This window comes from Kribbella sp. NPDC023972 (assembly GCF_040639075.1).
Classification (GTDB): Bacteria; Actinomycetota; Actinomycetes; order Propionibacteriales; family Kribbellaceae; genus Kribbella.
Genome location: NZ_JBEZZH010000013.1, coordinates 110959 through 131300 on the forward strand (window position 1 = coordinate 110959; position 20342 = coordinate 131300).

Genomic DNA, 20342 nt, shown 5'->3' on the forward strand with positions numbered 1-20342 from the left:
GGTATAGTTATCCCGGGCGTGTGGCCATCGAGGGTCGAGGAGCGGGCATGGTCGAGTTGAAGACTCCGGCGGAGATCGAGCGGATGCGGGCCGCCGGCCGGGCGGTCGCCGCCGCACTGGCCGCGGTGAAGAAGGAAGCCGCGGTCGGCATGTCGTTGCGCGAGCTCGACGCGGTGGCGCGCGACGTACTGCGTTCGGCCGGTGCGGTTTCGCTGTTCGAGGGATACCAGCCGTCGTTCGCGACGAGCCCGTTCAGCGGTGTGATCTGTACGTCGGTCAACGACGCCGTCCTGCATGGCCTGCCCGGAGACCTCGAGCTCCAGGACGGTGACCTGCTGAACGTCGACTGTGGCGCCTCCGTCGACGGCTGGTGCGCGGACTCCGCGATCAGCTTCTGCGTCGGTACGCCGCGCGCCGAGGACCTGGACTTGATCGCGACCACCGAGAAGGCGCTCGCGGCCGGGATCGCCGAGGCCGTCCCCGGGAACCGGCTAGGCGACATCAGCGCCGCCATCGCCCGGGTCGGCGGCGCGGCCGGAGTCGGCACCAACCTCGACTTCGGCGGCCACGGCATCGGCCGGCGCATGCACGAGGACCCCCACATCCCCAACGCCGGCCGCCCCGGCCGCGGCCTCAAACTCCGCCCCGGCCACGTCTTCGCCATCGAGCCGTGGTTCTGGTCCGGCTCCACCAGCACCTACGTCATCGACGAAGACGGCTGGACCCTCCGCTCCGCCGACCGAACCCGAGGCGCCCACGCCGAACACACCGTAGCCATCACCGAATCCGGGCCCCAAATCCTCACCCTGCTGTAGTTCTCCCCCGCCTACCCCACGGCTGTCTGAGGCATAGCTCGGGCGGGTACCGGACTTGGATGGAGACCGTGAGTACTGTCGAGTCGGTTCGGCAGCTTCAGACGCGCGGTGGAAACACTCGGTACGTCGTGCGGGACGCGGAGGGGAACGAGTACACGACCTTCCGCGAGGCGATCGGTGACCAGGCATCCCGGCTGGAAGGTCAGCGCGCCCGGATCGAGTACCACACGGAGGAGCGCGGTCAGTACACGAACGTCTACCTCGACAAGATCGAGGCTGCGCCGGAGCGGGTTGCTACTGATCACGGCGACACCGACCCTGAAGAGGTGGCGTGGCGGACGGCGGTCGATGCGGCCCCTTGGCTGCTCGGGGAGGCCGATCCCCAGAAGGCGACCTCGCCCGACAAGTTGTACAAGACGCTCAAACCCTTCAAAGAGAAGGTGGCCGAAGACATCAAGCAGAGCGACGACGAGGGCACCTAGCCAGACTCTGCAGTGCCGTCTTCGCGGCGTTCAGGCGCCCCACACCAGCTCAGAAGAGGGTCTGTTGGTTGAGGTCGGGGGTTGCGGGTGGGAGCGGGGCCGGGTGGCGGGTGCCTCGGGGGTGGCGGACTGGGTTGCGGTGGCGGGGGGTGCGGACGCGGGCGGGGGTGGAGTTTGAGCCGGCGATGGGGTCGGAGCGGTGGTGAGAGCCTCGGCCGAAGCCGTGTTTGTCGAGGAGGGGGCGGACCTTGGCTTCGAAGGCGGTTTGGTAGCTGGGGGCGGCGTAGACGCCGTGCGCGTAGAGGGATTGATAGCGGGAGACCAGGTCCGGGCGGGTCTGGGCCAGCCAACTCATGAACCACTCTTTGACGCCAGGCCTCAAGTGCAGCACGAGGGTGGTGACTCCGGTGGCGCCGGCGGCGGCCAGTTCGCCGAGGAGGTGGTCGAGCTGCTCGACCGAGTCGGTGAGCCACGGCAGGACTGGGGCGACCATGACGCCGCACGGGAGACCTGCTTCGCGGATGGAACGGATCAGGTCGAGGCGGCCGCGGACCGAGGGGACACCGGGCTCGACCAGGGTGCGGAGCTCCTCGTCCGCCAGGGCAAGGGAGACGCCGAGGCCGACCGGGACCTCGGCGGCGGCCGCGACCAGCAGGTCCAGGTCGCGGCGTAGCAGGGTGCCTTTGGTCAGCACGGACAACGGCGTCCCCGAGCCCGCCAGCGCTTCGATGATTCCCGGCATCAGCCGGTAGCGCCCTTCGGCCCGCTGGTACGGATCGGTATTGGTGCCCAAGGCAACCTGTTCCCCAGTCCAGGACGGCCTGGCCAGCTCGCGCCGGAGGACCTCCACCACGTTCGTCTTCACCACGATCTGCTGGTCGAAGTCGGCCCCCTGGTCGAGCTCGAGGTAGCGGTGCGTCGGACGGGCGAAGCAGTACCGGCAGGCGTGGGTGCAGCCGCGGTACGGGTTGATCGTCCAGTTGAACGGCAGCGACGTCCCGGGCACCGAGTTGAGCGCGGAGCGGGCCAGCACCTCATGGAAGGTGATGCCGCGGAACTCCGGCGTGGTCACCGACCGGACCAGGCCCGCGATCGACCCGAGCCCCGGCAACGTCCCCGGGGTCTCCGCGTCGACCTGCTGACCAGCCCATCTCATGCACCACAGTCGAACACATGTTCGCCAGATCTTCAAGTCCGCTCATGTGCACCCGAGTCGATTCCCGTATACCCTACGGAAATAACCGAAGGGAGATCCCATGACAATCCTGGTGACCGGCGCGACCGGCAGCGTCGGACGACTGCTCGTGGACGAGCTGGTGGCAGCGAAAGCACCGGTCCGGGCACTCACCAACAACCCGAAGAAGGCCGCGCTCCCCGCCGGCGTCGAGGTCGCGAAGGGCTATCTCGGCAAACCCGAGACGCTCCCCGCCGCGCTGCGCGACATCGACACGGTCTACCTCGCTCCGCTTCCGGCGTACGTCGACGACTTCGTCACCTGCGCACAGGAGGCCGGCGTACGGCGGGTCGTCGTACTGTCCGGTGAACCCGCCGAGTACGAGGCGCAAGGTGATCCGGCCGAGTGGCACTACTACAAGGTCGAGCGGGCGATCGAGCAAGCCGGGTTCGCGTGGACGCACCTGCGGCCGGGTCAGTTCATGAACAACACTCTCGACTGGGCGCCCTCGATCAGGGCCGAGAGCATCGTCCGCGCGCCCCACCCCGCGGGTGTCCAGACCCCGATCGACCTGGCCGACATCGCGGCCGTGGCGAAGGTCGTCCTGCTCGACGAAGAGGAGAGGTTCACCGGCCAGAAGCTCACCATGAGCGGCCCAGAAGGGCTGACCGCTCCACAGCAGGTCGAGTACATCGCCCAGGCCATCGGACGTGAGCTCAAGTTCGAGGAGCAGTCACCCGAGCAGTACATGTCCGTCTGGACGCCGTTCCTTGGCGCCGAGACCGCACAGTGGCTGCTCGACGGCTTCCGGATGATGGCCGAGCACCCGATGACCCCCGAGCCGACAGTGCCGGCTCTCACCGGCCGCCCGGCCACGACCTACCGCGACTGGGCCATAGCCAACGCCGACGCCTTCCGGTGACGCATGGCACGCTGTGCACTGTGACAGTGCGGCACAGCGGCGGAGGTCAACCGGAGCGCACCCTCGCTCTGCTCTGGCGAAACACCCGACAGCAGGTACGACGCAGCGCCGGCAGACGGCCCTCACTGGATGTAGACGACGTCGTACGCACCGGCATCCAGTTGGCCGACGAGCGTGGACTCGACGCAGCCTCCATGGGTGGGGTAGCCAAGGCACTCGGTGTAGGCACTATGACGCTCTACACCTACGTGCCATCAAAGGAGGAACTGCTCGACCTCATGGTCGACGAGGTGCTGGCGGAGCGGCAGCTGCCCGGCCCTGGCGAGCCCAGGCCGGCGGACTGGCGAGAGCAGGTCGAGCTGTACTCCGAACAGACCCGGGCGATGTTCCAGCGCCACCCATGGCTCGCCCGGGTCTCCACCGTCCGCCCACCCGTCGGCCCCGGCATGCTGGCCGGCCGCGAGTACCTGCTGGCCACTCTCCTCCCCCTCAACCTCAGCCCGCGCGACACGAACACGGCCGCTCTCGCCATCACGACGTACGTCGACTCCGCCGCCGGACTGGAGGCCGAGAACCTGCTGGTCGAACGCGCGACCGGGCAGAGCAACGAGGCGTGGTGGTACGAGCGCAACGACCTCTGGGAAACGTACTTCGACGTCGAAAGACATCCCGCGATGACGGCGATCTGGCACGCGAACGGGTATCAGGACAGCGTGGCCGAGGCCGCCGCCGACACGTACCGCTACGGCCTCGACCGCCTCCTGGACGGGATCCAGGCCCAGGCGGAAACCCTGTAAATCAAAGGGATCCAGCCGCTACAGATCAAGGGAGATCCAGGCCGGGTCGTGATCGGTACCGTCCCGCTCGAGCTTCCGCCGCCGGCCGATGAACGCCTCGCGCAGTCGCGGCGCCAACGCCGGTGACAGCCAGATCTGGTCGATCAGGTCGAACGTCCGCAGCTGCCCGGCCTCCTTGAACGTCGACGTCCAGGCCGGGGTCGCCGGCAGGTCGACAGTCGTCGTCACCGTGCCGATCTCCGTCGGCGTGAGCAGCGCGTTGACCAGACCGGCCTTCTGGTACGCCGTCAGCGCGGGCGAGTCCGGGGTGTCGTTCATGTCCCCGCACAGCAGGAACCGCTGCCGCGTGCTCGTCCGCTGGGCGATGATCCGCATGATCGTGTCCGCCTGCCGCGTCCGCAACAGTTGCGCGGCCTCGAACGCCGCCACCGGATCCTCGACGGTGAAGTCGACGAACTTCGACTTCAGATGCGTCCCGAACACGGTCAGCACCTTGCGGCCGCGCGCGTCCAGGATCTCCGCCTCGACCAGGTCGCGGGAGAAGATCGGCCGGTCCGGAACCTCGGGGTGGAACGTCCGCTGGTAGCTGGTCACGCCACCGAGCGGCCGCCGCGACAGGATGCCGATGTCGATGAACCGGGTCGAGTCGTTGCCGTCGATCACCATCACGTGCTCGTACCCGCCGCTCAGGTGCTCGCGGTTGAACTCACGCAGGACGTCGGCGTTCTCCACCTCCTGCACCACCCACACGTCGACGTCCGCCGCGAGCAGCCGCTCGGCGACGCGGTTGGTGTCCTCAGGCTTCTTGGCCACCAGCAGCTTGCCCCGGCTGTCCAGCTGCAGCCGGCGGCGGTGCTCGTCGTCGAAGGTGTACGTCGCCGGAACCGAACTCGTCCCGCGTGCGAGCACGTCCACCGCACCCGCGAAGTTCCACCGGTCGAACAGGTTGTTCAGATTGAAGGTCCCCACTGTCAGCGTCATGTCCCCACCCCTCCCTAGTGACGAAAGTACGCCGTTCACCACCGCCCGTCACCAACCCGAAGCGAACAGTTGCCAACTTCGGAGTGCGGACCTGGAATGCCGTAGGTTGCCCAGGTGAGTGAGAACTTTCAGGTCGATCTGCAGGGGATCGTCGATCTGCTGAGCAACCATCTCTACAGCAGCCCGCGGGTGTACCTGCGCGAGCTGCTGCAGAACGCCGTCGACGCGATCACCGCCCGGCAGGCCAAGGATCCCCAGGCGCCGCGGCGGATCGACGTACGGACGGCGGACGACGTCCTGAGCATCAGCGACACCGGGATCGGGCTCGGGCCGGACGAGGTCCGGGAGCTGCTGGCGACGATCGGGCGCAGCTCGAAGCGGGACGAGATCGGGTTCGCCCGGACCGAGTTCCTCGGCCAGTTCGGCATCGGCCTGCTGTCCGCCTTCATGGTCGCCGACGAGATCGAGGTCGTCACCCAGCCCGCCGGCGGTCCGGCGACCCGCTGGATCGGTACGGCGGACGGCCGCTACCTGATCGCGGAGACCGCGGACCGGTCCGAGGTCGGTACGACAGTCACGCTCAAGGCCCGGCGTGGTGCGGAGCAGTGGTACAAGCAGGCCACGGTGGTCGAACTGATCCGGCTGTTCGGAGCGCTGCTGCCGATCGAGATCCGGGTCGACGGCGAGCAGGTCACGGACGGCAAGGCGCCCTGGGAGGGAGCGGGACTGGCCGACCTGGTCGGCTACGCGCAGGACAAGCTCGGGTTCACGCCGTTCGACGTGATCCACCTGAACAACCCGGCCGCCGGGCTCACCGGTGTCGCGTTCGTGTTGCCGTTCGCGGCCAACCCCGCCGAGCGCGCGACGCACCGCGTCTACCTGAAGCGGATGCTGCTCGCGGAGAACGTCGAAGGCCTGCTGCCCGACTGGGCGTTCTTCGTCCGCGCGGTCATCGACACCTCCGAGCTGCGGCCGACCGCGAGCCGCGAGGCGCTCTTCGACGACGGCAACCTCGAGGCCACCCGGGACGCGCTCGGTGCGCAGCTGCGCGGCTGGCTGGTCCGGCTCGGCAGTACGGACCCGGCCAAGCTCGACAAGTTCCTCGGCATCCATCAACTCGGGGTGAAGGCCCTGGCGTTGCACGACGACGAGATGCTCCGGCTGGTCCACCGCTGGCTACGTTTCGAGACGAACCACGGCCGGATGACGACCGCCGAGCTGCAGGAGCGCACCGGCGAGATCCGGTACGTCGCCACCATCGAGGAGTTCCGCCAGCTGGCGGCGGTCGCCGCCGCACAGCAGATCACGGTGGTGAACGGCGGCTACACCTACGACAGTGAGCTGCTCGAACGGCTGCCGGACGTGGTGCCGGGCCTCGTCACCACCCGGTTCGACCCGACCGAGCTGAGCACCAGCTTCGACAGTCTTGACCCGGACACCGAGTTGCAGCTCCGCCCGTTCGTCCAGCTGGCGCAGGACGCACTGGACCCGGTCGGCTGCGAGGTAGTGGTCCGTGCCTTCGAGCCGGCCAGCCTGCCGGCGCTCTACCTGGTCGACCGGTCCGCCCAGTTCGCCAGTGAGCTCAGAGCCACCAAGGACCGCGCCGACGCGCTCTGGTCGGAGGTGCTCGGTGCACTCGACACCCACGACGACAGCCGCCCACAGCTCGTGCTCAACCACCGCAGTCCGCTGGTACGACGGATGGCGTCGCTGAACGACCGTGAGCTCGCACAGCTCGCGGTAGAAGGCCTGTACGGGCACGCATTGATGCTCGGCTACCACCCGATCAGCCCGGCCGACTCCGCGCTGGTGAACCGCTCTTTCCTCGGTCTGCTTGACCAAGCCGTGCCGACCCAGGAGGACCCGACCCGTTGACGTCCTCCCCGGCCTTGAAGGACGGGGATTTCCACTCATCTACGCGGAGGTAGCGAGTTGAGGTTCACGCTTCAACGCCGACGGAATTGCATCGGCTCCACGCGCTGTCACGGCACGTCCTGCCGCGATGTTGATAGCTGCGTTCACGTCGGCGTTCGCGGTGTAGCCGCAGGGCAGGCACAAGAAGACGGCTTGGCTCTCGCGCGCCTTCTTGTCCACGATCCCGCAGCACGAACACGTCTGCGATGTGTAGGCCGCCGGGACCTTCTCGACCCGGCCGGCAGCCTTGTGCTCCAGTCGCTCGACCAATCGTCCCCAGCCGTTCGCAAGGATCCCGCGATTCAGGCCTGCCTTCTGGCGCACGTTCCTCCCCGGCGCGGCGACCGTCCCCCTGGCGGAGCGAGTCATGTTCGGGATCTTCAGATCCTCGACCCGGATCACGTCGAAGCGACGCGCCAGGTCGGTGGAGGTCTGCTCGACCCAGTTCTTCCGCCGGTCCACTTCCCGCGCCTTCAGCTTGGCGATCGCCGTCTTGGTCTTGACGCGCCGGTTCGAGCCGCGTTGAGCCCGGGCGAGACGGCGCTGCAACCGGAGGAGACGGATCTTCTCACCTGGAGTGAGTCCAGGGCAGGACAAGAGTTCCCCGGTCGACAGCGCAGCCGACACAGTCACGCCACGGTCCACGCCGACAACCTCCCCGGTACCTGGTGCCGGGATCGGGTCCGGGACCACCGCGAAAGCGATATGCCACCTACCGACGGAATCGCGCGTCACCCGATACGACTGGGCCTCCGGCAACTGGCGGGACAGCCGGAACTTGATCCAGCCGACCTTCGGGACGAGAATCCGGCCCCACTTCCGCGACAGCTTCTCCGTTCGGGACGCCTGCGGGCCGACGACCCGGAAGCCTTCGTGCTGACCGGCCTTGCGCCACGTCGGGCGTCGGTGAGTGCCGGCGAAGAACCGAGCCACGGCCTGATCGAAATCCCGCAACGCCTGCTGCTGCACCATCTGCGACCCAGCGCGCAACCAATCGTTGTCGGCGCGGGCTTCGGTGAGTTGGCGTGCCTGCTCTACGAACCGGGGAGCGTAGGAACGGCGACCGGGCCGCCACATCGACCACTGCTCGAGCGCAAGGTTCCACACGAACCTGGCGTGCGCACACTGCTCCAGCAACGCCGCATCCTGAGCAGGTGTCGGAGCGAGGCGGTATCGGGACACACACAGAACCCAACCAGTCCACACCGACACTTCCCGAAGGGAGGGAGATGGCGTTCCTCCCCCGCCGTCAAAGACGGGGCTTCCACGCCATCACTCCGATGAACCAGGACCTGATCGACCGGCTCCAGCGCGCGGAGAGCACGCCGTACGGGAAAGCACGCTCGGCTCTGCTGGAGGACGTCGTACGGCGGGCTGACGCCGAGGGTGCGGACGACCTGGCGTTCTACAGTCGTCTGGCGCTGGTGACGGCGTACGTGATGGGTGGTGAGCCGCGGAAGTCGCTGGTGCCGTTCGCACGGTGTGTGGCCGATTGGGACGCGGACCCGGGCAAGTACCAGGAGTACTCGCACCTGTTCCACTGGTGCTTCAAGTACGCCCCGAGCACGTTGACCAAGTTCCCCGAGGTCCCACTGGACCGGGCGTACGCCGTGCTGGACGACATGGAACGGCGGTGGCGCGTCAGCGGCCACAGCATGCACGCCGTCCATCAGCACCGGTGGCTGGTCGCGCACCACATCGGCGACGTGGAGACGGCGGCCGAGCAGTTCCGGCTGTGGTCGACCGCGCCACGCGACGACCTGTCCGACTGTGTCGGCTGTGACCCCACGTCGAAGGTCCACCACCTGACCAGCGTCGGGCGTACGGCGGACGCCGTCGCGCTGGCCATGAACGTACTGGACGGGCAGCTGACCTGCGCCGAGCAACCGCAGCAGATGCTGACCGCGTTGCTGCCGGCGTACGTTGCCGAGCGCATGTATTCCGAGGCGGTGGACGCGCACCGGAAGGGGTACCGGATCCTGCGCGGCCGGGTCGGTGAGCTGAGTGAGCACGCGGACCACGTCGCGTTCCTGGCCCGCACCGGCAACGAGCTGAAGGCCGTGGAGCTGATCGAGCGGCACCTGCCCGAGTTCGACGACCCGCCGTCGCCGTACGCGGAGATGACGTTCGCCGCGGCGGCCGCGCACGCGCTCGGCCGGGTGGACGGATTGATGATCCGGCTGCCGAAGACCGAGGCGATGCCGGCTGCGGTGCTGAGTGAGCAGTTGGCCGGGCGTGCGCTGGAGTTGGCTGCGCAGTTCGATGCGCGAAACGGGACGACACATCGCAGTGCGACGATCCAGGCGATGCTGACGGCCGAGCCGTGGGTGGAGTACCTGCCGCTGTCGGAGACCGCGCGGCGGGCGCAGCTGCGCAAGCAAGAAGCCCGCCCGCAGCCTACGGACGCGCTAGAGGGTGCAGGAAGCGCGGGAGACGGACCGACTGCGGGAGACGCGGCAGGCGGGGACGCGGCTGCTGGCCGGCAGCCGTCTGGGCGTGAGTGGCTGGATCGGGCGGAGGAGGCGTGGCAGCAGGCGCGGCCGGACGAGGCGACCGCTGCTTGGGAGGCCTTCGAGCGGGAGGTGCCGGCGGACGAGTGGACGGCGGTGGACCGGGCGCGGGTACTGGATGGTCGTGGGCTGGTGGCGCACGACCAGCCGGACGTGGCACTCGAGGCTTGGCGCGAGGCACTCGCGTTGTACGCCGAGGCGGGCGAGGAGGTCCGCGTACTGCGCGACCGCGGACGCATCGGCCGGCTGCTGTGTGAGAACGGCCAGATCGACGAGGGCCTGGCGACCGGTGAGGAACCGCTGCGCTGGTTGCTGGCCAACGACGAGCCACAGCGCCGTGGCCATTGGCAGTACTCGCTGGCGACCATGTACGCCCAGGCCGACCGGCCGGAGGACGCCGTACGGGAGCTGGCTGCGCTCCGCCAGCGCACTGACATCGAGGAGGATCTCCGCGCGGGTGCTGCGATCCTGGAGTGCAACCTGCTCGCCCAGCTCGGCCGGTTCGAGGAGGCAGAGGCGGCGGCGACGGTCGGCCTTGGTACGTCGGCCGAGCTGCCCCGCTCGTTCGCGTACAAGCAGCGCGGCCGGCTTCGGCTGGAGCTGGAGCGTCCCGCTGAGGCAGCCGAGGATCTGACCGAAGCGGTCGCACTGGCGGCGGGGATGCCTGGTCTGGAGGTACACGTCGCGCTGACTCAGCTGGAGCTGGCTCGCGCGTACCTGCTGACCGGACGACCGCTGGAAGCGGCCGAGACGGGTGAGGAGGCGCTGCCGGTGCTGGGCAGCATCGATGAGCTCGGCGATGCGCTTGCCGACACCCGCGGCGTACTGATCGATGCCTACAAGGCTCTAGGCGAGCTGGAGTCCGCGCTGACGAAGGTGCGCGAGCTGCTCGCGTCCGCCCCGCCGGAAGCACATCCCGCCTGGCTCGGCATGGTCCGGCAGGACGAAGGCCTGTTGCTGAGCCAGCTCAACCGCGACGAGGAGGCGGTCGACGTCCTCCTGGCAGCTGCCTCTTGCTACGAGACAGCGGAGCAGCCGGTCGAGCAGGTGCAGGCCCTCCGGCTGGCAGCGCAGTCGGCCCGGCACGCGGGCAACTTCCCGCACGCCCAGGAGCTGGTCGGGCGCACTCGCCCAGTGCTCGACACACTGCCGTCCGCCGACCAGCGGGTGCTGTTCCAGACCGCCGGTGTCCATTGGGACCTGGCCGTGATCGCGCTCCAGCAAGGCGAGACGGACACCGCCGTACAGCAGGCAGTCCAGGCCGCCGAGCACTACGAACGAGGCGGCTTCGAGGACCAGCGCACCAACGCCCGCCTCCTGGTCGCCGAGTACGGCACCACCGACACGCAACTGGTCGAGGAGATCTTCACCGGCCTCCCCACCGGCCACGACCTCTGGTACCGCGCCGGCTGGCTCCTCACCGACCGCCTCCGCAAACAAGGCCGCGACCAGGAGGCCACGACCTTGGAAGCCCGACTCAGCGAGTAGTCATTCCCACTCGATGGTGCCTGGGGGTTTGCTGGTGATGTCCAGGGTTACGCGGTTGATCTCGTCGACCTCGTTGGTGATGCGGGTGGAGATGCGTTCGAGGACGTCGTACGGGAGGCGGGCCCAGTCGGCGGTCATGGCGTCCTCGCTGGTGACCGGGCGCAGGACGACGGGGTGGCCGTAGGTGCGGCCGTCGCCCTGGACGCCGACCGAGCGGACGTCGGCGAGCAGGACCACCGGGAACTGCCAGATGTCGCGGTCCAGGCCGGCCGCGGTCAGCTCGGTGCGGGCGATCAGGTCGGCGGCGCGCAGGATGTCCAGGCGCTCCTTGGTGACCTCGCCGATGATCCGGATGCTCAGGCCGGGGCCCGGGAACGGGTGCCGGTAGACCATGGCCTCGGGCAGGCCGACGGCCAGGCCGAGCTCGCGGACCTCGTCCTTGAACAGCGTCCGCAGCGGCTCGATCAGGCTGAACTGCAGGTCGTCGGGCAGGCCGCCGACATTGTGGTGCGACTTGATGTTCGCCGCGCCGGCCCCGCCGCCGGACTCGACCACGTCCGGGTACAGCGTGCCCTGCACCAGGAACTCGATGTGCCGCTCGGCGTCCACCTTGCGCGCGGTCGCCTCGAAGGTGCGGATGAACTCGCGGCCGACGATCTTCCGCTTCTGCTCCGGGTCCGTCACCCCGGCCAGGGCGCCGAGGAACTGCTCCTCCGCGTCGACCACCTCGAGCCGGATCCCGGTCGCGGCCACGAAGTCCTTCTCGATCTGGTCCGACTCACCGGCGCGCTGCAGGCCGTGGTCGACGTACACACAGGTCAACTGGTCGCCGATCGCCTTGTGCACCAGGGCTGCCGCGACCGCGGAGTCGACGCCGCCGGACAGCGCGCACAACACCTGCTTGTCACCGACCTGCTGCCGGATCAGCTCGACCTGCTCCTCCACGACGTTCGTGGTGGTCCAGTCGCCCTTGCAGCCGGCGATGTCGTACAGGAAGTGCTCGAGCACGGCCTGCCCGGCCTGCGAGTGCAGCACCTCGGGGTGCCACTGCACACCGGCCAGCCGGCGCTCCAGATCCTCGAACGCCGCGACCGGGGCGCCCTCGGAGGCGGCCAGTACGGCGAAGCCGGCCGGCGGGGCGTGGACCGCGTCACCGTGCGACATCCACACGTTCAGGTCCTCGGGGATCCCGGCCAGCAGCGTGCCCGCCGAGCCCACCGTCACCGGTGTCCGGCCGAACTCGCGCAGCCCGGTCCGCCGGACCTCGCCGCCGAGCGTCTGCGCCATCGCCTGGAACCCGTAGCAGATCCCGAACGCCGGCACCCCGGCCTCGAACAGCCCGGACTCGACCCGCGGCGCGCCCTCGGCGTACACCGACTGCGGCCCGCCGGACAGGATGATCGCCTTCGGGTTGCGGGCCAGCATCTCCCCGACCGGCATCGAGTGCGGCACGATCTCGGAGTACACCTTCGCTTCGCGGACCCGGCGCGCGATCAGCTGGGCGTACTGCGCCCCGAAGTCGACGACCAGAACCAGCTCATGCTGCGGAATTTCCTGGGTCACCCGCAAAGCCTATCGGTGCAGGTCAGCCGGGTTGTAATCCGAGGTCCGCAGCGGCTCGTTGGTGATGTGCAGGCCGGGGAAGCGGCGGCGCATGGCGGCTTCGTGGCGGTCGGCGGAGGCCGGGTCGCCGATGTAGTCCGCGAGCAGGTGCCGGCCGAACCACAGCCGCACCCGGCGGCGAGGTGGGAAGCTCACCCGGCGGACGCTATCGCCCGCAGTCGTCGAGGGTGTTACTCCGCGTTACGGCCCGATGAAGTCACCAGCAGCCGCTTCGGCGCCCGGAAGGACAGCAAATCGATCATCGGGGGCTCCTCGGCCAGTCGTACGCCGCTCAGCAGGCCGGCCGCGCACTCGAGAGCAACCCGGGCCTCCAGCCGGGCCAGGCCGGCGCCGAGACAGCGGTGGATGCCGATGCCGAAGGCGAGATCCGCGGGCCCGCCGTGTCCGGTGAGCCCGAGGAGGACCGGGGCATCGGCAGGCAACTCGACCTCACCGACCGGCACGGGCCGCGCGGTGACACGACGCCAGGTCGGTACTGAAGACGCCTCCCGCAGCACGTCCTCCACCACCTGGGCTGAATCAACCGTCTTCCCCAGCGAGCGGTGGAAGGCGGTGGAGATGAGTTGGGTGGTGGTCTCCTGGCCGGCGATCAGCAGGAAGTAACCGACCGCACACACTTCCTCGTCGGTGAGGCCGAGATTGACCAGTACGCCGAACAGGTCGTCACCCGGGTCCTGCCGCGCGCCCGTCGTACGCGAGCGAAGCCAGTCATAGAACTCCGCCGCACTGTGCGCGAGCTCCAGCTGCCGGTCCTCATCCGGCCAGCCCCAGAACAGCTCCAGCGACTCCCGGCTCCACGCCTTCAGCGCGGGTACGTCGACCTCCTGCAACCCGAGCAGGTCGAGTACGACGAGCGCCGGTGGCTCAGCGGCGACGACCTCGACCAGATCCACCGGACCGTGCCGGAGCAACCGCTCGGCCTCGGCTACCCGCGAAGCGGTCAACGACCGGGCAAGCGGCTCGATCGCGGCGACCCGAGCCGGGCTGAAGAACCTGGCGACCGCGGCACGAATCGGCCGATGCGACTCCCCCGCGTTGTTCGCCAGGGTCGGCGGCAACGCGAACCCCACCGCCGACAACACCCGCAACGCCTTCACCGACAACGGCGTGTGCGCCAGTACGGCGTTGTCCGGCCGGAACGTCTCTGGATCCAGCAACACCTCACGGGCCAGCGCGGGGTCGTCGACAACCCAGTACCTGAGCTTCTCGTCGTACCGAGCTGGACAACCGGTCACAGGAACCAACCAGGTGCATCCCTGGCGAAGGTCTCGAGCTGACCGGCTCCGGCCGGGATGCGCGCGATCACGGGTACGCCGGACGTGACCGGCAGATCCTCGAGGTTGCACTGCTCGGCCAGATCGGGCTCCGCCGGCCACGAGCCGATGATCAAGCCCTCGACGGGGAGCTGTCGGCTGCGCAAAGCCTCGATGGTGAGGCCGGTGTGGTTGAGCGTGCCGAGGCCGGAGCGGGTGACCGCGACGAAGGCGCACGGGGTCGTGAGGTGCGCGGCGAGATCGGCGAGGCCGCGACCGTCCTCGTCCAAACCGACCAGCAGGCCGCCGGCACCTTCGACCAGGACGGTGTCCCGAGTCGTCGCCAGGTCGTCGATGAACTTGGCCTGCGCCTCGACCGTCGGCAGCGGAACGCCTTCGCGACGGGCCGCCGTGGTCGGTGCCAGCGGATCGCGGAGCCGGATGCCTTCGTGGAGGTCGGTGATGCCGGTGAGGCGCTGGACTTCGGCCAGGTCACCCGGTTCGTCAGGAGTCACGCCGGTCTGCGCAGGCTTGACGACGGCGACCGAGCCCGCCGCTGCCGCGCGTACGGCGAGCGCCGCGGTCGCGATCGTCTTGCCCACGCCGGTATCGGTGCCGGTGACGATGATGATCATGAGACCTGGCCGATCGCGTCGACGACGACACCGCAGGCGCGGTCCAGGTCATCAGCCGTCAGGCCCGCGTTCGCGGTCAACCGCAACCTGCTGATCCCGTCGGGCACCGAAGGTGGACGGAAGCTGCCGACCCGGACGCCTTGGTCCGAGCAGAGCTCGGCGGCTCGCACCGTCTCACGAGGGCCGGGCATCGGAACGGAGACGACAGGCCCCGACGACGGCGGTACGCCACAAGCCGAGGCGAGCTGTGCTGCCGCCGCGTGGACGGCGAGCGGACGGTCAGGCTCATCCTTCAGCACCTGAAGGGCGGCGAGCGCCGCGGCACAAGCCGCCGGATTGAGCCCGGTGTCGTAGATGAACGAGCGCGCACGATTGACCAGATGCTCACGCAACAACGCGGGCCCCAGTACGACGCCACCCTGGCTGGCCATTGCCTTCGACAACGTCATCGTGACGATCACGTGATCGAGTCCGGCGAGCCCGGCCGCCGCAACCGAACCCCGGCCACCACCGGTGACACCAAGCCCATGAGCCTCGTCCACCAGCAGAACGGCGTCCGCGGCGACAGCAGCCGCCGACAACTCCTGCAGCGGAGCCTCGTCACTCAACACGCTGAAGACCGACTCGGTCAGCACCACCGCATGAGGTTCGTTGCGCTCAGCAAGCACCTTCGAGACCGCTTCGACGTCGTTGTGCGGGACGACTTCCACCCGTGACCGCGACAACCGGCAGGCATCGACCAGCGACGCGTGCACGTGATCGTCCGACACCATCAGCGTCCCCGGCCCGCCCAGCGCCGTCACCACACCGAGGTTGGCCAGGTAGCCCGACGAGAACACCAGCGCCGACTCCTGCCCGACGTACGCCGCCAGCGACGACTCCAGCTCGTCGTGCAGAGCCGTCGTACCGGTGACCAAGCGGGACGCGGTCGACCCGGTCCCCCAGACACGCAACGCCTCAGCCGCGGCCTCGATCAACCGCGGATCGGACGCCAGACCGAGATAGTCGTTGCCGGCCAGGTCGATCGGCCGCTCATCCGCCGCCCGTGCCCGGAGCCGCCGGGTGAGTCCACGCGACTCCAGCGCCGCGGCCTTCGGGGCGAGCCACTCCTCGAGCATCAGCCGACCTCCTGCACAGCACCCGTGATCGCCGTGCAGATGGTCGCGATCTCCTCGTCGGTGCAGACGTACGGCGGCATCGTGTAGACGAGATCGCGGAACGGACGGACCCACACACCTCGCCGCAGCACGGCGTCCGTCATCCGCTGCATGTCCACCGGACCATCCAGTTGTACGACGCCGACCGCGCCGATCACGCGGACGTCCTTGACCCCCGGCATCGAGGCGGCGGGCTCCAAGCCGGCCGACAGACCTGCGGAGATCCGCGCGACCCGGCCGGCCCAGTCCTGGGACAGCAGCAGATCGATCGACGCCAGCGCGACCGCGCAGGCGAGCGGGTTCGCCATGAAGGTCGGGCCGTGCATCAGCGCGCCCCCCGGACCGTTCGACACGGTGTGCGCGACGTCCGTCGTACACAAGGTGGCTGCCATGGAGAGGTAGCCGCCGGTCAGGGCCTTGCCGACACAGAGGATGTCGGGCTCGATCCCCGCGTGCTCGGAGGCGAACAGCGTCCCGGTCCGGCCGAAACCGGTGGCGATCTCGTCCAGGATCAGCAGGAAGCCGTGGCGGTCGGCGAGGTCACGCAGTACGCGCAGGCAGGCCGGGCTGTACGGGTACATCCCGCCCGCACCCTGCAGGATCGGCTCGACGATGATCCCGGCGAGCTCGCCGGCCCGCTCCTCGGCGAGCGCCGAGACGGCCGCGGCCCAGGCCCGGAACTCCGGGTCGACGTCCGGGCGATCGAAACCGGCCGGCGGCTGCGGGCCGAACACCTGTTGCTTCAAGGCGCCGGTGAACAGCGAGTGCATCCCGTTGACGGGGTCGCACACACTCATCGGCGCGAACGTGTCGCCGTGGTAGCCGCCACGGACGGTCAGCATCCGGGTCCGCCCACTGTTGCCTCGGGCAACTTGATACTGGAGCGCGAGCTTGATCGCGACCTCGACCGAGACCGATCCGGAGTCACAGAAGAAGACGTGTTCCAGCCGCGAGGGAGTGATCTCGACCAGCCGGTCGGCGAGCCGGATGGCGGGCTCGTGGGTCAGCCCGCCGAACATCACGTGGCTGAAGTCGTCCACCTGGCTCTTCACGGCCTGGTCCAGCACCGGGTTGCGGTAGCCGTGGATCATGCACCACCAGGACGCCATCGCGTCGATCGCCTCGACCGTACCGCCGGCCCCGTCGTCGAGCCGGAGCCGGACGCCGTCGGCGCCGCGCACCAGGCGGACCGGAGACGGGTCGGTCAGCGACGAGTACGGATGCCACAGACGCTCCGCATCCCGCTGTAACCACTCACCGACCACCGCTGCCACCTTCCGTCCTCTGAGGATCCACACGGTAATCGCTGATCGAGAGGTATGACCGTGCGGGGTGGCCGCGATGTGGGCCACCTCTCCTCAGCCCTTCTCAATCCGTGTCCACCCCCTTACATTGAGCATGCATTTGTTACCGGCCCGTATCCCACGCCCCGCCCGGCGCGCCGTGGCCCTGTGAGGAGAACACACATGCGCAGCTCCAGACCCCTGATCGTCACCGCGGCAGCCTTCCTGCTGACAGCGGCAGTCAGTACGCCGGTCCACGCCGAGCAGACCACCTCGGCACCGATCCAGCCGTTCCTGAGCCGCCACCTCGACAAGCCGCTGCTCCAGCGGACCACGGTCCTCGTCCACGGCACCGACCTCGCGGCCGCGCGGACCGCGGTCAAGTCCAGTGGCCTGCGGCAACTGACGACGTACGACAAGATCGGCGTGGTGGTTGCCGAGGGCACCAAGTCGCAGATCCTCGCCGCCGGCACGAAGCCGGGGGTCACGTATCTCGAGGGCAACCAGCCGATCACGCTGCTGACCTCCACCTCGCACACAGCCACCCGCGGCGCGGAGGCCGGGGCCACCCGGACCGGCGCGGACGGTCAGCCGCTGGACGGGCGTGGCGTCAGTGTCGCGGTGATCGACAGCGGCGTGGACCCGACCCACCCGTTCTTCACGAACGCCAACGGCAGCTCGGCCGTCGTGAAGAACCTGAAGATCGTCTGCGACCCGCTGCTCGAGACGCTCTGCCTGCCGGTCGACGCGGGCTCGCTCGACACCGACCTGCTGTCGGGGGGCGGTCACGGTACACATGTCAACGGGATCGTCGCGGGACGCAATGTCACCCTCGCCGACGGGACCAGGTTGCAGGGTGCGGCCCCGGGCGCATCACTGGTCTCCATCTCGACCGGCGCCGTCCTGCTCATCGTCGGCGCCGACGCAGCGCTCAACTGGGTGCTCGAGAATCATGCCGCACCTTGTGGCGCGGGTGTCCCGGCCAGCACCTGCCCGCCGATCACGGTCACCAACAACTCGTACGGCCCGTCCGGCGGTGGGGCGTTCGACCCGAACTCAGCGACGGTCAAACTGCAGCGCGCGCTCGCGGCCGAAGGTGTCGTCACGGTCTGGGCCGCGGGCAACGACGGCGGCGACGGCAGCGCATCGCTGACCAACCCGCCCGGCCAGGACCCGACCGGCGGCATCCTGTCCGTTGCCTCGTACAACGACCTCGGCACCGGCACCCGGGACGGGCAGGTCTCCGACTTCTCCTCGCGGGGGAAGAACGGCACGGTCTCCACCTACCCGGACATCTCCGCGCCAGGCGAGGACATCACCTCGTCCTGCCGGATCTACCTGCCGATCTGCACCACCGGTCTGGCTCCGCTGGACGGCGGCAACTACAACACGATCAGCGGCACGTCGATGGCCGCGCCACATATCGCGGGGATCGTCGCCCAGTTGTTCCAGGCGAACCCCTCCGCGACCCCTGCCCAGATCGAGAGCGCGCTCATCTCGACGGCACACCAGTACGCCGATGGAGCCGCCTACCAACCGGATCCGCGTGGCGGAAGTACGTCGTACGACAAGGGACACGGCCTGGTCGACGTGGTGGCCGCGTCCGACGCCGTACGTTAGCTGGACAGTTCTCCGTGCGCTGAGCAGCGGGCCGACCAGCCCATCGGGTGGACCTGGACGATCATCCGGCGCCGGCACTCGGTGCAGTAGCGGGGCGGCTCCAGCGCAAGGGCCCGGCGGCAGTCCTCGTGACTGCCGTCGGCCAGCTCCCGGCCACAGCGGCCGCAGTACAGCTCGCTCACAAGGTCTTCTGCAGTTCCTTGACCGGCATCTTGAGCTCGGCCAGCAGATCGAGGTCGGCGGTCGCGGGACGGCCCAGGGTGGTCAGGTAGTTGCCGACGATGACGGCGTTGATACCGCCGAGCAGGCCGTCGCGGGTGCCCAGGTCGCCCAGGGTCAGCTCGCGGCCGCCGGCGTACCGGAGGACCGTCCGCGGCATCGCCAGCCGGAACGCGGCGATGGTCCGCAGCGCGTCCTTGCCGTCCATCACCTCCATGTCGCCGAACGGCGTACCCGGTCGCGGGTTCAGGAAGTTGAGCGGCACTTCGTGCGGATCCAGCTCGGCCAGCTGCGCGGCCAGCTCGGCCCGCTGCTCGAGGGTCTCCCCCATCCCGACCAGGCCACCGCAGCACAGCTCCATGCCGGACTCCTTGACCATCAGGCAGGTGTCCCAGCGCTCCTCGAAGGAGTGCGTGGTGACGACGTCGCCGAAGTACGAGCGGGCCGACTCGAGGTTGTGGTTGTAGCGGTGCACGCCCATCGCCTTGAGCTCGTCCACCTGCTCCTGGGTGAGCATGCCGAGCGAGCAGGCGATGTTGATGTCGACCTCGGCGTTGATGGCCTCGATCCCGGCCTTCACCTGGGACATCAGCCGCTGGTCCGGGCCACGGACGGCGGCGACGATGCAGAACTCGGTCGCACCGGTCTTCGCGGTCTCCTTGGCCGCCTCGACCAGCTCGGGGACGTTCAGCCAGACCGAGCGGACCGGCGAGGTGAACTGACCGGACTGGGAGCAGAAGTGACAGTCCTCCGGGCAGCCACCGGTCTTGAGCGAGATGATCCCCTCGACCTCGACCTCCTCACCACACCACTTCACCCGGACGTCGTGCGCGAGGGCGAGCAGATCGGCCAGTTGGTCGTCGGGCGATTGCAGCACCTCGATCAGCTGCTCCTGGGTCAGGCCGACGCCCTGCTCCAGAACCTGTTCCCGGGCCACCTCGAGGATGTCGCTCATCGTTCTCCTGCCTCATCTGACGGTCGGCCCACAGTAAGTCAGGCGACGGCGATGTCTCTGCGAGGGGCGTCACGTGGAACACCCCGGCCCCGGGTGACTCAGCACTCTCCGCAGCCTCGGGGAAACTTTCTGGATTTTTCCGGAGAAACCTCGTAACCCCCTGTGAGAGGGCTCGTTGATGTGTGCAGAGGCGGTTACCGCAAGGAGACCGCCACCCGTTACGAGGAGCGACGCTGTGTTAATCAGAATCGATACAGCGTCGGACATTACGATCAGCACGCAGAGTGGTCACAACCACTCCGGGCAGGTCGAAACTTCTCGAATCGGATGTACAGTGGGGTACTGAGAGCTCGGGTCGCCAGCCGTGGTTGGTGACCCGATCCCAAAGCGCCGGGCGCCTCACCCCGGCTTGAGTGGGTCCCTCGGGAAACGATTTGGGCGGAAACGTTCCCGAGGGACCTGCTCCCTTTTCTGGCCTCTTTCCAGGCGTTCCAGCCGCTTCAAAAGCGCAGAA

18 protein-coding genes are annotated in these 20342 nt (G+C 68.8%); 7 read left to right on the plus strand and 11 right to left on the minus strand.

The features are described from left to right. Positions 1–47 precede the first annotated feature (47 nt). Both map and AB0F43_RS34880 read left to right on the plus strand, forming a co-directional pair. Entirely contained in the window at positions 48–815 is a 768-nt protein-coding gene (gene map / locus AB0F43_RS34875; protein WP_360486985.1) for a type I methionyl aminopeptidase, read from the plus strand. A gap of 68 nt (positions 816–883) precedes the next feature. Then, complete coding sequence (locus AB0F43_RS34880) at positions 884–1297, plus strand: hypothetical protein (RefSeq protein WP_360486988.1); 414 nt, start codon at positions 884–886, stop codon at positions 1295–1297. A gap of 49 nt (positions 1298–1346) precedes the next feature. Here the strand turns inward: AB0F43_RS34880 and AB0F43_RS34885 are convergent, their stop codons facing one another. Beyond that, positions 1347–2453 carry an Rv2578c family radical SAM protein gene (locus tag AB0F43_RS34885; protein WP_360486991.1) on the minus strand — a complete coding sequence of 369 codons (1107 nt, stop codon included), beginning with the start codon at positions 2451–2453 and terminating at the stop codon, positions 1347–1349. Positions 2454–2553: 100 nt separating this feature from the next. Between AB0F43_RS34885 and AB0F43_RS34890 the strand changes: the two genes are divergently transcribed. Further along, the gene (locus tag AB0F43_RS34890; RefSeq protein ID WP_360486994.1) at positions 2554–3393 is read left to right on the plus strand and encodes an NmrA family NAD(P)-binding protein; all 840 of its coding nucleotides are present in this window, start codon (positions 2554–2556) and stop codon (positions 3391–3393) included. 20 nt (positions 3394–3413) lie between these two features. Further along, the gene (locus AB0F43_RS34895; protein ID WP_360486997.1) at positions 3414–4190 is read left to right on the plus strand and encodes a TetR/AcrR family transcriptional regulator; all 777 of its coding nucleotides are present in this window, start codon (positions 3414–3416) and stop codon (positions 4188–4190) included. 18 nt (positions 4191–4208) lie between these two features. On the opposite strand, the gene AB0F43_RS34900 is transcribed toward AB0F43_RS34895, so the two are convergent. Further along, positions 4209–5171: an endonuclease/exonuclease/phosphatase family protein gene (locus tag AB0F43_RS34900; protein ID WP_360487000.1), complete on the minus strand. Its 963-nt coding sequence runs from the start codon at positions 5169–5171 to the stop codon at positions 4209–4211. A gap of 114 nt (positions 5172–5285) precedes the next feature. On the opposite strand from AB0F43_RS34900, the gene AB0F43_RS34905 reads away from it, so the two are divergent. Further along, positions 5286–7046 (plus strand): HSP90 family protein, encoded by a 1761-nt coding sequence (locus AB0F43_RS34905; RefSeq protein ID WP_360487003.1) that lies wholly within the window; start codon positions 5286–5288, stop codon positions 7044–7046. Positions 7047–7085: 39 nt separating this feature from the next. Here AB0F43_RS34905 and AB0F43_RS34910 read toward each other — a convergent pair whose 3' ends face one another. Next, positions 7086–8267, minus strand: a complete 1182-nt coding sequence (locus AB0F43_RS34910) for a transposase (RefSeq protein WP_360487006.1) — start codon at positions 8265–8267, stop codon at positions 7086–7088. Between the two features lie 98 nt (positions 8268–8365). Between AB0F43_RS34910 and AB0F43_RS34915 the strand changes: the two genes are divergently transcribed. Then, positions 8366–11083 (plus strand): hypothetical protein, encoded by a 2718-nt coding sequence (locus AB0F43_RS34915; protein WP_360487009.1) that lies wholly within the window; start codon positions 8366–8368, stop codon positions 11081–11083. Here AB0F43_RS34915 and guaA read toward each other — a convergent pair whose 3' ends face one another. Genes guaA through AB0F43_RS34945 form a run of 6 tightly spaced genes read right to left on the minus strand, consistent with a single transcriptional unit; the run spans position 11084 to position 17025 of the window. Then, positions 11084–12634 (minus strand): glutamine-hydrolyzing GMP synthase, encoded by a 1551-nt coding sequence (gene guaA / locus AB0F43_RS34920; RefSeq protein ID WP_360487199.1) that lies wholly within the window; start codon positions 12632–12634, stop codon positions 11084–11086. It abuts the gene before it with no gap. Positions 12635–12655: 21 nt separating this feature from the next. Next, positions 12656–12841, minus strand: a complete 186-nt coding sequence (locus AB0F43_RS34925) for a hypothetical protein (RefSeq protein ID WP_360487012.1) — start codon at positions 12839–12841, stop codon at positions 12656–12658. 35 nt (positions 12842–12876) lie between these two features. Beyond that, positions 12877–13941: a hypothetical protein gene (locus tag AB0F43_RS34930; RefSeq protein WP_360487015.1), complete on the minus strand. Its 1065-nt coding sequence runs from the start codon at positions 13939–13941 to the stop codon at positions 12877–12879. Further along, on the minus strand, positions 13938–14594 hold the full coding sequence (bioD, locus tag AB0F43_RS34935; protein WP_360487019.1) for a dethiobiotin synthase: 657 nt from the start codon (positions 14592–14594) through the stop codon (positions 13938–13940). The genes AB0F43_RS34930 and bioD overlap by 4 nt, the downstream gene beginning before the upstream one ends. Beyond that, on the minus strand, positions 14591–15712 hold the full coding sequence (locus tag AB0F43_RS34940; protein WP_360487021.1) for an 8-amino-7-oxononanoate synthase: 1122 nt from the start codon (positions 15710–15712) through the stop codon (positions 14591–14593). Before AB0F43_RS34940 ends, bioD begins: the two co-directional genes overlap by 4 nt. After that, on the minus strand, positions 15712–17025 hold the full coding sequence (locus AB0F43_RS34945) for an adenosylmethionine--8-amino-7-oxononanoate transaminase (protein ID WP_360487024.1): 1314 nt from the start codon (positions 17023–17025) through the stop codon (positions 15712–15714). The genes AB0F43_RS34940 and AB0F43_RS34945 overlap by 1 nt, the downstream gene beginning before the upstream one ends. 192 nt (positions 17026–17217) lie before the next feature. Here AB0F43_RS34945 and AB0F43_RS34950 point away from each other — a divergent pair, with 192 nt between their 5' ends. Further along, a complete protein-coding gene (locus tag AB0F43_RS34950; protein ID WP_360487027.1) occupies positions 17218–18654 on the plus strand; it encodes a S8 family serine peptidase in 1437 nt (478 codons plus the stop codon). Here AB0F43_RS34950 and AB0F43_RS34955 read toward each other — a convergent pair. Then, positions 18651–18836 (minus strand): hypothetical protein, encoded by a 186-nt coding sequence (locus tag AB0F43_RS34955; protein ID WP_360487030.1) that lies wholly within the window; start codon positions 18834–18836, stop codon positions 18651–18653. The genes AB0F43_RS34950 and AB0F43_RS34955 overlap by 4 nt on opposite strands. Continuing rightward, the gene (gene bioB / locus AB0F43_RS34960) at positions 18833–19828 is read right to left on the minus strand and encodes a biotin synthase BioB (RefSeq protein ID WP_360487033.1); all 996 of its coding nucleotides are present in this window, start codon (positions 19826–19828) and stop codon (positions 18833–18835) included. Before bioB ends, AB0F43_RS34955 begins: the two co-directional genes overlap by 4 nt. Between the last annotated feature and the right edge of the window lie 514 nt (positions 19829–20342).